10 protein-coding genes are annotated in these 12,457 nt (G+C 38.5%); 6 read left to right on the top strand and 4 right to left on the bottom strand.

Going from position 1 to position 12,457, the window contains the following annotated elements:
- Window positions 1-77 precede the first annotated feature (77 nt).
- From NSQ62_RS19545 to NSQ62_RS19530, 4 genes are all read left to right on the top strand, one after another.
- The gene (locus NSQ62_RS19545; RefSeq protein WP_341321721.1) at window positions 78-1,775 is read left to right on the top strand and encodes a M3 family oligoendopeptidase; all 1,698 of its coding nucleotides are present in this window, start codon (window positions 78-80) and stop codon (window positions 1,773-1,775) included.
- Window positions 1,776-1,916: 141 nt separating this feature from the next.
- Window positions 1,917-2,996 carry an AI-2E family transporter gene (locus NSQ62_RS19540; protein ID WP_341321720.1) on the top strand — a complete coding sequence of 360 codons (1,080 nt, stop codon included), beginning with the start codon at window positions 1,917-1,919 and terminating at the stop codon, window positions 2,994-2,996.
- Between the two features lie 98 nt (window positions 2,997-3,094).
- On the top strand, window positions 3,095-3,559 hold the full coding sequence (locus NSQ62_RS19535) for a hypothetical protein (protein ID WP_341321719.1): 465 nt from the start codon (window positions 3,095-3,097) through the stop codon (window positions 3,557-3,559).
- Between the two features lie 21 nt (window positions 3,560-3,580).
- On the top strand, window positions 3,581-3,802 hold the full coding sequence (locus NSQ62_RS19530; RefSeq protein WP_341321718.1) for a hypothetical protein: 222 nt from the start codon (window positions 3,581-3,583) through the stop codon (window positions 3,800-3,802).
- Between the two features lie 104 nt (window positions 3,803-3,906).
- Here the strand turns inward: NSQ62_RS19530 and NSQ62_RS19525 are convergent, their stop codons facing one another.
- The 4 genes from NSQ62_RS19525 to NSQ62_RS19510 all read right to left on the bottom strand — a co-directional run bounded on the left by NSQ62_RS19525 (window position 3,907) and on the right by NSQ62_RS19510 (window position 9,142).
- Window positions 3,907-6,015 carry an MMPL family transporter gene (locus NSQ62_RS19525; protein ID WP_341321717.1) on the bottom strand — a complete coding sequence of 703 codons (2,109 nt, stop codon included), beginning with the start codon at window positions 6,013-6,015 and terminating at the stop codon, window positions 3,907-3,909.
- 107 nt (window positions 6,016-6,122) lie between these two features.
- Window positions 6,123-7,139 (bottom strand): inorganic phosphate transporter, encoded by a 1,017-nt coding sequence (locus tag NSQ62_RS19520; RefSeq protein ID WP_341321716.1) that lies wholly within the window; start codon window positions 7,137-7,139, stop codon window positions 6,123-6,125.
- An 18-nt stretch (window positions 7,140-7,157) separates the two neighbouring features.
- Window positions 7,158-7,778, bottom strand: a complete 621-nt coding sequence (locus NSQ62_RS19515) for a DUF47 domain-containing protein (RefSeq protein WP_341321715.1) — start codon at window positions 7,776-7,778, stop codon at window positions 7,158-7,160.
- Window positions 7,779-7,978: 200 nt separating this feature from the next.
- Entirely contained in the window at window positions 7,979-9,142 is a 1,164-nt protein-coding gene (locus NSQ62_RS19510) for an SAM-dependent methyltransferase (protein WP_341321714.1), read from the bottom strand.
- A gap of 89 nt (window positions 9,143-9,231) precedes the next feature.
- On the opposite strand from NSQ62_RS19510, the gene hflX reads away from it, so the two are divergent.
- A complete protein-coding gene (gene hflX, locus NSQ62_RS19505) occupies window positions 9,232-10,554 on the top strand; it encodes a GTPase HflX (protein ID WP_341321713.1) in 1,323 nt (440 codons plus the stop codon).
- Window positions 10,555-10,865: 311 nt separating this feature from the next.
- Window positions 10,866-12,350, top strand: coding sequence for a peptide MFS transporter (locus NSQ62_RS19500; protein ID WP_341321712.1), 1,485 nt, complete (start codon window positions 10,866-10,868; stop codon window positions 12,348-12,350).
- Window positions 12,351-12,457: the final 107 nt, after the last annotated feature.

Below are 12,457 nucleotides of genomic sequence, written 5' to 3'. Positions count from 1 at the left end.
TATTTGCAATTTGTGCGAATATAATAAATAATAAACTATACGAATTTCGGGTTCCGAAATAATTATGAGGTGAAGGTATGTCAACATTTAAAGACTTTGAATACAAACGTCCAAATTTAGACGAAATGAAAGAACAATTTGCTGCCCTTTTAGAGGATTTTAAAGCAGCTGAATCGGTAGCAGCGCAAAGTGAAGTCATCGAAAAACTAAACAGCCTGCGCAATACCTTTTCGACGATGGCAAACATCGTCTATGTCCGTGCGTCGATTGATACTAACGACGAATTTTATCAACAAGAGCGCGATCATTTCGACGAGGTGAGTCCGATTGCAGAAGAGCTTGTATTTAATTACTATACAGAGCTTATCAAATCACCATTCCGCGCACAGCTTGAAGAAAAATGGGGCACGCAGCTATTCTCGTTAGCTGAAAACCAAATTAAAGGTTTTTCACCAGAAATCATCGAGCTCATGCAGCAAGAAAACAAATTAACGTCTGAATACAGCAAGCTTGTGGCATCTGCACAAATTGAGTTTGACGGTAAAACGTTAACACTTGCGCAATTAGGGCCATATGCAGAGTCAACAGATCGCGCGGTACGTAAAGCAGCGCGTGAGGTGAGTGCAAACTTCTTTGCAGAAAACCAAGAACAATTCGATACGATTTACGATCAATTAGTAAAATTACGTCATACGATTGCAACGACATTAGGCTTTAAAAACTACGTAGAGCTAGGTTATATCAACATGAACCGTGTCGACTACAATGCAGAGATGGTCGCAAAATTCCGTGAGCAAGTGCGTGATTTCATCGTGCCGGTTGCATCGAAATTATACGAACGCCAAGCAGAGCGTATTGGGGTAGAGGCGTTCAAGTTTTATGATGAAGGCCTAACGTTCTTAACCGGGAACGCTACTCCACAAGGCGATGCAGAGTGGATTGTAGAAAACGGCAAGAAAATGTACGATGAGCTATCAAAAGAAACAAGCGAGTTCTTCAACTACATGATTGACCGTGACTTAATGGATTTAGTTGCGAAAAAAGGGAAAGAGGGCGGCGGTTATTGTACGTTTATCGAAGACTATGATGCACCGTATATTTTCTCAAACTTTAACGGTACATCAGGCGATATCGACGTATTAACGCACGAAGCCGGCCATGCGTTCCAAGTGTATTCTAGTCGCAATATCGGCATTCCAGAATACTTATGGCCAACATATGAGTCTTGCGAAATCCACTCAATGAGTATGGAGTTCTTTACATGGCCTTGGATGGAGCTTTTCTTTAAAGAGCAAACAGACAAGTATAAATTCTCACATTTAAGCAGCGGTCTATTATTCTTGCCATATGGTGTAGCGGTAGATGAGTTCCAACACGTTGTTTACGAAAACCCTGAAATGACACCTGCTGAGCGTAATGCGGCATGGAAAGAAATCGAAGCGAAGTATTTACCACACCGTGATTACGACGGGCATGATTATTTAGAATCGGGTGCAGTATGGCAGCGTCAAGCGCATATTTACGCGAGCCCATTCTATTATATCGATTATACATTAGCGCAAATTTGTGCGTTCCAATTCTGGAAACGTTCACGCGAAGACTTCGAGGGTGCTTGGAAAGATTATTTACACTTATGCCAATTAGGCGGGTCATTCGCATTCACGAAGCTAGTAGAAGAAGCGGGCTTAGTGTCACCGTTTGAAACAGGTTGTGTAGAATCTGTGATTGGTACAATTGAAGACTACTTAAATTCAGTAGACGATAAAAACCTATAATTGATGACAGGGTGTTCAGTGTTAAAATCACTGAATTCCCTGTTTTTCTTTTGTATTTATTGACACTTTATGGCATGCTAAAGCGTACATAGTGGTATAGAGTATTAGTAAGATCGAAGAGATGAAAAGGAAGTGAGCTAGATGACGAGGAAGCTGTGGTTTCAAGTTGGGATAGGCATATTAATTACGTTATTAATTATTAAATACTTTAGAGAAATCTATCATATTTTTGACCCACTCATTATCATATTTAACACGATTATGATTCCGTTATTACTAGGTGGCGTACTTTACTATATTACCGAGCCCTTGCAGCGCGTACTTGAAAAACGCGGGATGCCAAGGTGGGGAAGTTTGGCAACGATTGTGCTGTTACTCGTAGCGGTTATGACATCGATTTTTTTATTAATCGGGAAACCAATTGCCAATCAAGTAAATAATTTAGTGGAAAATGCCCCGTATATTGCAACACAAATTGAACAAGCATTTAATTATATTTTAGAAAATCGAGATATTTTACCACCACAAGTGGAGGAATTCGTGGCATCAATTACGAACTCGATCCAAGACATTGCCATTACAAGTAGTCGTTATTTAATGAACTTTGTAAGTGGTGCCGTAACCGTAACATTAACACTGATTTTAGTGCCATTCTTCTTTATCTTTATGTTAAAGGATCACGAGAAATTTGCACCTCAAATTTATGATGTATTTTCAGGTGATACGCGTACGTGGGTAAAGAAAACATTAGAAGACATTGATAAGGTATTACGTAGCTATGTGCAAGGACAAGTGTTAGTCAGCTTTTTATTAGCAACGATGATGTTTATTGGTTATTTAATTATTAAACTAGACTATTCCTTATTATTGGCGTTATTTGCATTCTTTATGAACATGATTCCATTTATTGGTCCATGGGTATCACTTGTGCCGGCTGTCATTGTCGCACTCATTCAAGATCCAATTTTAGTTGTGTGGGTATGTGTCATTACGCTAATCGCGCAGCAAGTGGAAAGTAACTTAATTACACCAAACGTGATGGGGAAATCTTTAGACATTCACCCATTAACGGTTATTTCACTCGTTTTAGCAGCAGGAAATATCGCGGGCTTTATCGGGATTATTATCGCGATTCCAACATATTGTGTGATCAAAGTTATTGTTCAAAACATTTATCATGAACGTAAAAATATTAAAGAGACGATGACAAAATCGATGTAAATTGTGGAGCATATGTGACAAGCATATGCTTTTCTTTTGTATTTGGGCAGAACACGGTATACTTAGTAATTGAAAAGAATTTTTTAAAGGAGCATACGATGCTAACATTTGAACAAAAGCAAACCATTATCGAATCATTCCCGCAGTTAACGAAAAAAGAAATTTCGTTAAAGCGTTTAAACTATCACTTTGAGGACAGTCTGTACGAAAAAACAATCGTTGTGGAAAAGCTACATCCAAACGGTAACGGCTTTGTGTTTGTAGGGGACTTATTAAAGTACGAAAAAGAAGCAGCTGGTAAGGGCTTAGTCAATATTCGTGATTACAGCGAAGCCGAGTTACGCGAAATTATTGAAGCGGCAATCAACTACTTAGCAGAAGAAATCGATGATACACCGGTAATCGAAAAGTGGGTTTCACGCGATGGTACGACGAAGCTAGAGCTAGAATTTAATAACCGCGCATGGAACATTTATCACCAAGGGAATTTAGAGGAATCATTCGGTACGCGTGATGATGCAGTAGCGTATTTACGTGAAGAAGGTTTCCGACTTTCAAAATAAGTTGAGTGAGGGAAATGGAGTATGGAGCACCGTCAATCGAAAGAAATGTCTGGTAACAAAATGGTTAAAATTATTATCGGTACGATTGTTATCGCATCAATTCTTATTGTGGCAGTCATTCAAGCATTTTATATGCTATGGGAGCCAAAAGAGCGCAAGCAAATCGAACAAGACAAAACGGAACAACCAAGCTATACAAAATCAGCAATGCTTCACTATGATCAATTACTGAAATTAAGCTAAACCAAGCAGTCGGTCTGTTACCTTACATGGATTCGACTGAACTAAGATGTACTTTACTTCATAAAAATGCCCGTGCTTGTATCAAACCAAGCGCGGGCATTTTCTTATCGGCGTCCTTTTTTAAACGGCAGCCACCAATTCCAATCACCAAGTAGCTTCATGAAACTAGGTACAAGCATTAATCGAATGATTGTTGCATCAATGGCAATCGCGATCGCTATCCCTACGCCAATTTGCTTAACCGGCATCACGTCCGTAAACGCAAACGCCCCGGTAATAACAATCATAATAAGCGCGGCCGACGTAATAATTTTACTTGTTGAAACAAGCCCATCAATCGTCGCTTTTGTGTTTGATGCGCCTTTTAAATATTCCTCTTGAATTCGTGAAATTAAAAATACCTCATAGTCCATGCTGAGTCCAAATACTAAGCAAAATACGAGTACCGGAATAATTAAGACAATCGTTCCCGCTTCCAGTCCAAAGTGTCCATACTGAAAAATGTATACGAGAATGCCAAACGTAGCCCCGAGGCCTAAAATATTCATTAAAATCGCTTTTAGCGGAATTAAAATGGAACGGAATGCAATCATTAAAATAATAAATGTCGAAACAATGATGATGGCAATGGCAACAAGAACCTTACTTGCGATTTCATCAAAAATTTCTTGATTGAACTTTGCTTGTCCAGAGAGTTTGAAATCGACGCCTAAATCCTTATCCGTCCAGTTGCGTACAAATTCCTGTGCTTGTGAAGAGGAACCTTGTGCATTTAAATAGGCAATCATGTACATTTGGTCACCTTTTATAAAGTTCTCTGCAACTGAATTGAGTGCGCCAGGTGCTTGTGGATTATTATTGGCCATTTCCCACATCTCCACAGACTCGATATTCGTGATGGTAAACATCGACGTCACGTTTGTCACAAGAGGGTCCTCTAATAATTGTTGCTGAATAGCAAATATTTTCTCGCGACCGGTTTCACTGTCCCACGTCTCATTCTCAGCGAGTAAAAAGACTGGCGTTTCTTGTGCGAGGCCAAATTGTTCGTCAAGCGTATCGAATGCTTGGCGTGACTCATAAGAAGTCGGGAGAGATTCTTGTGATGGAATCGTTAGTGTCATGTCCTTAATCGGAATCATCGCAAGTACTAGTAAAAGAACGGCAACAAAAATAATCATCACCGGACGCTTCATGACGAATGCTGCGAATTTTTGCCAGCGTGAAGCGGTCGGTTTTATGCGGAAAATCCGCCCTTTATTTAAACGGTCGCCTAGTAGCATAAGTGTTGCTGGTAGTAATGTGAGACCTGTTAAAACGGCAAGTAGCACAACTATCGTACCGCCTAGTGCAATATTCATAAAGATTTCTACATCAATAACGACCATGGCACCTAAGCCAATCATCACACAAAGTGCAGAGAAAATAATCGAGCGGCCAGCTGTTTGAATGGCGATTTGAACCGATTCAGCAATTGAATAATTCGCACGTTCTTCGCGGTAACGGTTGATAAATAGTAACGCAAAATCAATACTAAGTGCCAAACCGAGCATCGGTACAATATTTAATACGAAAATCGATAAGTTAAAGGTATTGCCTAACAGCGTTAAAATACCAAGTGCCATGACAACTGTTGCGCCACCAATGATTAGTGGTAAAGTCGAAGCGACAATCGTGCCAAATGCAAGGAGTAGTACGATTAATGCAATCGGTAAACCAATCGCTTCAGCCTTAATTAAATCCTTTTGGCTGGCTTCGTTTATATCTTTTGAAATGACAGGTTCGCCTGTAATCGAGATTCCTTGTTCATCACCAAGAACATCCCGTATTTCATTCACGATTGGGAAGTAATCGACAATTGTATTATCAAATTCGAGTAATCCGTAAGCATAAGCATTTTTATTGAGTGCTTCATTACCGACAGGGGACTGAACGGCATGAACTTCATCAATTGATTCCAGCTTATTTAAAACGTTCGTAATTTCTTCGTCGGACTTATTTTCAAATAACACAAAAATTGTTTTTGCGGGTAGGTCAAAGGTGTCTGAAAGTTCGTTTGTTACATAGGTGTGATCGCCATCAACAAAAAATCCATCGCCCTGTAATTTAGAAGGAAGTTGAAGGGCAAAAAATGCGAGTATAACAAGGATGACAAACCAACTGGCGACAATTGGTTTTGAAAATTTTGTGATAAACGCTGCAAAGTGCTTCATATAATACCGCCTCTCTTTTTCATTACTTCTAGTGTAATAGATTTTAGAGAAAAAGAAAAAGCATCCAGAATTTTTGTGGAATTCTGGATGCTTGATGATCGATTTGATTAGATGAAAAGATTTAAGAATGAGTAAATAATAGCTGCCATAATCGCTGAAATCGGCATTGTAATAATCCAAGTTGTTACGATTTTACGTGCAATTCCCCAGTTAACACCCTTCACGTTTTGTGCAGCACCTACACCCATAATAGCGGATGAAATAACGTGTGTTGTTGAAACAGGTAAGTGAATTAATGTTGCCCCAAAAATAATGGATGCAGAAGAAATATCTGCTGCAACACCGTTTACTGGGCGGATTTTCATGATTTTACCGCCAACGGTTTTGATGATTTTATAACCACCAATTGAAGTACCTAGACCCATTGCTAGAGCACAGGCAAAACGTACCCAGCCTTGTACCTCATCCGTTGATTGCAAGTTCGCTGCGATTAAGGCCATTGTAATAATACCCATCGCTTTTTGCGCATCGTTCGTACCATGTGTGAACGATTGAATCGCTGCAGTGAAAATTTGTACAATACGGAAGCTTTTATTTGTTTTATAAAGGTTTGTATTTTTAAAGATCACTTTCATTAAAGACATAGCTAAGTAACCAACGCAAATGGCGATGATTGGTGAGGCTAATAACGCAATAATGATTTTTGTGAAGCCGTTATAATTTAAAACACCAAAGCCAGCAGCCATAATAGCAGCACCAGCAAGCGAACCGATTAACGTGTGAGACGAACTAGACGGAATACCGAAATACCAAGTAATTAAGTTCCACGTAATGGCAGATAGCAGTGCGGCTAAAATAACAACAGAACCGATTAATGGTGCGTCAGGTGTTGATAACGCGAACGGGTCTACAATATCAGAAGCAATCGCTTTTGCAACGCCAACAAATGTAATCGCACCAACAAAGTTCATAATTGCAGCCATTAATACTGCGACACGTGGTGGTAATGCACGCGTCGAAACAGAAGTGGCAATGGCATTAGCCGTATCATGGAAACCATTAATGAAGTCAAACGCTAGTGCGCATGCAACAACCAATATGGTAATGATTAATAGTGTGTTCATTTTTAAGACTCCCTATTATTATGCGTTACGCATAATGATTGTTTCGATTGTGTTAGCTACTGTTTGGCAGTAGTCAGCAATTTCTTCAAGTTGTTCGTAGATGTCTTTAAATTTGATTAAACGAATTGGGTCCTTTTCGTTTAAGAATAGTTGCTTGATTGAAGAACGTAACACTTCATCGCACTCACGCTCATAATCTTTAATTAAAATGGCGTGTTGACGCATACCAACAAGATCTTTTTTATTTAAAAGCTCCATAGCCTTCACGATTTCATCAGAAGATTTCGCGATGTACTCTAAGAAGTTACGCATTGAATCGTCAACTTCTGTTAATGAGAACATTTCGAAATGACCGATTGTGCCTTCTGTACCATCTAATACATCATCCATACGAATCGCTAATTGTAAAATATCTTCACGCTCGATTGGTGTCATAAATGATTTATTTAACATCACGATTAACTCATGAATTAATTTATCGCCAGCTGTTTCGTATTGTTTCATACGAACACTAATTTCCTTTAAATCAGCAACTGTTTCAATGCGGAAATCATTTGCGTAATGTACGGCCTCACGCATATTTTCTGCAATTTTTAATAAGGCTGAGAAAAATGGATCTTGTTTTTTTGAACTGAACATGGAATTGCCTCCTGGAATTATATAATCAAACCGATTTAAAAATTGACCTTAATAATCATAACAAAATCTTTAAAAAATCTACATAAAATTTACTCAGATAGTCTTAATCTTTACAATTCTGTAACAAAAGGATTACATGACCTTTACAGTGTATTGAGTCAATTTATAGAAGAAAAATGCTTAGTACAGAATTGTTTTATTTATTTTAAGAAATCTAGCAATTCTTTTTCTAAAAATGGTTGTGCATTTAAAAATCTCACAAATTCGACATATTTCGCGCGCTGCTCATCAGACGGTTTCTTACCTGTAAAGTAGGCACGAATTAGAATATTTTTCGGTGTGTTTTCCATATCGATGAATTCTAATAGCTGTGTATCATAGCCAACAAGGGATAAGAGCTCTGCACGAATTGAATCGGTAGCAAGTGCTGCGAAACGCTCTTTTACTAAGCCGTGCTGCGTCATAATAGAAAGCTCGGGTGCTTGCAGCTGACGGTTCAGCTCGTGCTGACAACAAGGTACACTTAAGATGACCTTCGCGCCCCATTTCACGGCACGCGCTAACGCCATATCCGTTGCGACGTCACAGGCATGAAGGGTTACGACCATATCTACCGCTGTTTCGTCATTGTAGTCATTAATATCGCCAACTAAAAACTCTAAATCATCGTATTGTAAGTCTTGTGCAATTTGATTACATTCCTCAATGACTTCCTTTTTTAAATCTAGCCCTGTCACACGAATGTTTAAACCTTTTTCTACTTTTAAATAGTGATAGAGCGCAAAGGTTAAATACGATTTCCCTGAACCAAAATCTAAAATACGAATTTGCTTATCCTTCGGTAAATGCGCTAAGGAATCATCAATAAATTCAACGAAGCGGTTAATTTGCTTAAATTTATCGTACTTTTGCTTTTTAATTTTGCCGTCTTCTGCCTGTACCCCTAATCGAACTAAGAATGGATGCACACGTGAATCATCTAATAAATAGTGTTTTTTACGGTTATGCGATAAATTGACTTGTTTTGATGCTTCGCTTGCAGTGGATTTAAACAGCACTTTATTTTTCTTTGAAAGCTGAATTTGTACGGTTTGCTCGGTAAATTCAGCATGTGCTTGGCGGAACTGCTCAAATAGTTCATCAAGTTTTGATGCAACTTCTACAAGTGGTAGGTTTTCATGCTTTAAAATACGCTCATACTGATATTCAAGCTGAATCATATAGTCACCGCGTAGTTCTACGGGCTTTAATTTCACACGCTTTAGCTCATTTGATTTTTGACGTGGCTGACTGATTGTTGCTTGGATTAATGTTTTATTTAGCAAAAGGGCAACGAGCTGCTCCTTCATTTGTTGAAATTCCATAAAAACCGCCTTTTCTATAATGAAAATATTGTTAATTCTATTTTATCACAACAAGGTTCAAGGTGTGATTGTACAGGCTTTTAGGTTGTATGTTACGATTGAATGTAAAGAACGAACCTTTGAGGAGGCTATTCATTTTGAAAGATATAGAAGAATTAGTTGAACGCGGGATTTTAGTTGGCGTAAATTTAAAAAAAGACGAACACTTTGACTATTCAATGGAAGAGCTAGCAAATTTAGCAGATGCACTGAATGTAGAAGTAATTGGTATGGTGACACAAAATTTAGAACGCGTCACACCATCGCACTATGTGGGAACTGGAAAAATTGAAGAAATTAAAGCGTTTTATGAAGAGGCAGGTGCCAATCTCGTCATTTTTAATGATGAATTATCACCATCGCAAATTCGTAACTTAGAGCGCGATTTAGATTGTAAAGTAATCGACCGTACAATGCTCATTTTAGATATTTTTAGCCGTCGTGCAAAAACACGTGAAGCGCAGCTACAGGTAGAGCTAGCAAAACTACAGTATATGCTACCGCGTTTAGTGGGCCTACATGCATCCCTTTCACGTCAAGGTGGTGGTACAGGAGGCGGCTTTAAAAACCGTGGTGCCGGTGAGACGAAGCTCGAATTAGATCGTCGTAAAATTGAGGACCAAATCGCCAAAATCAAAAAGGATTTAGAAGTGGTCAAAGAGCAACGCGAAACACAGCGTAAGCAGCGCCGCAAAAATGCTGTGCCAGTTGTTTCGATTGTAGGGTATACAAACGCTGGTAAATCAACAATCATGAACCAGCTGTTAGCAAAAATGGGGCAAGACGATGGCAAGCAAGTGTTCGAAAAGGACATGCTCTTTGCAACGCTTGAAACATCTGTCCGCAGCATCGAGCTAGAAGATAATAAATCATTTTTACTAACAGATACAGTAGGTTTTGTTAGTAAGCTACCTCACCATCTAGTAAAGGCATTCCGTTCAACATTAGAAGAAGCACGCGAGTCAGACCTTTTATTACACGTTGTTGATGTCTCAAATGAAGAATATAGCTTTATGATGGACGTAACGAATAAGACGCTACAGGCGATTGACGTTGAAAACATTCCGACGATTTATATTTACAATAAATCAGACTTAGCCGATTTAGAGTACCCGTTAGTGAGCGGCGATAATATTTGGCTTGCAGCTAAAGAGGGCGTTGGTTTAGACGAACTGCTACAAATGATTCGTAAACAAATTTTCTCGGATTACGTAACTTGCCAAATGATTATCCCATATGACGAAGGTGCAGTTGTTTCCTATTTAAATGAAGAAGCAACGATTTTAGCAACGGCCTACGAAGAGCAAGGCACGTTATTAACGTTAGAATTGAAGCAATCCGATTACAATAAATATGAAAAATATGTAGTGTAATAAGTAAGCGATGAAACAAAGGGAGTATCCAGAAAGCGATTTCTGGATACTCCCTTCTTTTGTCATAAACCGAGAAGCTCAAGTCAAACCATTTTGTATCTGATTGACAATGAACTATACTATCTAAGTCTGAATGTTAAGTATTTGATTAATTAATCTGAAAATACAGAACAAAAACAATATTATAACATTTTTTGTATTCTTGATTTTGTTCGTCTATTACGTTAAAGTGTTAAAGTGCTTTTTATTCAGATGTCTGACAACGAAGTGAATTGTCGGAATAGTTATTTTTAAATCGGAGGAGATTTCAAATGTATTCTAAAGAAGAAATTGTGAAATCGGTCCCTCAAACTGGCTTCTTAGGGCAACCTAAAGGGTTATTTACTTTATTCTTTACAGAGTTTTGGGAACGATTTTCATATTACGGCATGCGTGCCATTCTATTATTCTATATGTACTACTCGCTGAAAGACGGCGGATTAGGGTTAGATCGTACGCAAGCAAACATCATCATGTCGATTTACGGTTCGTTAATCTACATGTCAGGTATTATTGGTGGTTGGATTGCTGACCGAATTACCGGTACGCGTAAAGCGGTATTCTATGGCGGTATATTAATTATGATCGGTCATATTTTACTGGCGTTACCACTTGGTGCAACAGCACTTTATGCATCGATGTTCTTTATTATCATTGGTACAGGCTTACTGAAACCGAACGTATCATCAGTGGTTGGTGATTTATATGCTCCAAACGATGCACGTCGCGATTCAGGTTTCTCGATTTTCTACATGGGTATTAACTTAGGTGGTTTCACAGCACCATTACTTGTTGGTTTATTCCAACAAAACTGGGGCTTCCATGCCGGATTTGGTGTTGCCGCAGTAGGTATGTTCATTGGTTTAGTGGTTTACTTAATGTCTCAAAAGAGCCTTGGTTTAGCAGGTTCAATTGCGCCAAACCCACTTTCACCTGCTGAGAAGAAAACAACAACACGTAACTTCACACTTGGTGGTTTAGTGATTGTTATTTTAGGCTTTATTGCATACAAAACAGGCAATGCAAGCATTGAAAACTTCTCGTTATTAATTACATTCTTAGGGGTTATGATTCCTACATTATTTATTATCTTTATGTATCGTAGTCCAAAAACAAATGCTGACGAAAAATCTCGTCTATTAGCGTATATCCCATTATTCATTTGTGCGGTGATGTTCTGGGCGATTGCGGAACAATCTTCAACGATTTTAGCAACGTTCATCGATACACGTACGAACTTAACATTATGGGGCTTTGAAATTCCAGCAGCATGGTTCCAATCGTTTAACCCATTATTCATCATCATGATCGCACCGTTATTTGCGTTAATGTGGACAAAATTAGGGGAAACAGGACCATCAACACCGCGTAAATTTGCGTATTCATTATTCTTTGCAGGTGTTTCATTCTTCGTAATGATCGCTGCTATTCTTTTAACACCAGAAGGTACATTAGTAAATCCATTATGGGTAGTATTTTCAATCTTCTTGTTAGTATTAGGTGAATTATTACTATCACCAGTTGGTTTATCTGCTACAACAAAATTAGCGCCTGCTGCTTTCGCAGGTCAAACAATGGCACTTTGGTTCTTAGCATCAGCAGCTGCACAAGCGATTAACGCTCAGCTTGTTCGTGTTTACGAACATGTTTCAGAAACAATGTACTTCGGTGTATTAGGTGGTTTATCAATCGTGATCGGTATTATCATCCTATTCATTTCACCAATCATTACTAAAGCAATGCGCGGTATTAAATAAGACAAAAACCTCTATTTATAGATAAAACTCTATAAATAGGGGTTTTTCTTTTTGTACGAAAGGAATAATAGAAACAAGACTACTTGAAAGTTAGGAAGTAGTATATA

This window comes from Solibacillus sp. FSL H8-0523 (assembly GCF_038051985.1).
Taxonomy (GTDB): domain Bacteria; phylum Bacillota; class Bacilli; order Bacillales_A; family Planococcaceae; genus Solibacillus.
Note: the sequence above shows the minus strand (reverse complement) of the source record. Positions and strands in the feature narration are given on the sequence as shown.

Coding starts and splice junctions, on each gene's coding strand:
- NSQ62_RS19540 (WP_341321720.1), top strand. CDS start 1,917: ATGACGAGGAAGCTGTGGTTTCAAGTTGGGATAGGCATATTAATTACG.
- NSQ62_RS19515 (WP_341321715.1), bottom strand. CDS start 7,778: ATGTTCAGTTCAAAAAAACAAGATCCATTTTTCTCAGCCTTATTAAAA.
- NSQ62_RS19525 (WP_341321717.1), bottom strand. CDS start 6,015: ATGAAGCACTTTGCAGCGTTTATCACAAAATTTTCAAAACCAATTGTC.
- NSQ62_RS19530 (WP_341321718.1), top strand. CDS start 3,581: ATGGAGCACCGTCAATCGAAAGAAATGTCTGGTAACAAAATGGTTAAA.
- NSQ62_RS19520 (WP_341321716.1), bottom strand. CDS start 7,139: ATGAACACACTATTAATCATTACCATATTGGTTGTTGCATGCGCACTA.
- NSQ62_RS19500 (WP_341321712.1), top strand. CDS start 10,866: ATGTATTCTAAAGAAGAAATTGTGAAATCGGTCCCTCAAACTGGCTTC.
- NSQ62_RS19535 (WP_341321719.1), top strand. CDS start 3,095: ATGCTAACATTTGAACAAAAGCAAACCATTATCGAATCATTCCCGCAG.
- hflX (WP_341321713.1), top strand. CDS start 9,232: ATGTTACGATTGAATGTAAAGAACGAACCTTTGAGGAGGCTATTCATT.
- NSQ62_RS19510 (WP_341321714.1), bottom strand. CDS start 9,142: ATGGAATTTCAACAAATGAAGGAGCAGCTCGTTGCCCTTTTGCTAAAT.
- NSQ62_RS19545 (WP_341321721.1), top strand. CDS start 78: ATGTCAACATTTAAAGACTTTGAATACAAACGTCCAAATTTAGACGAA.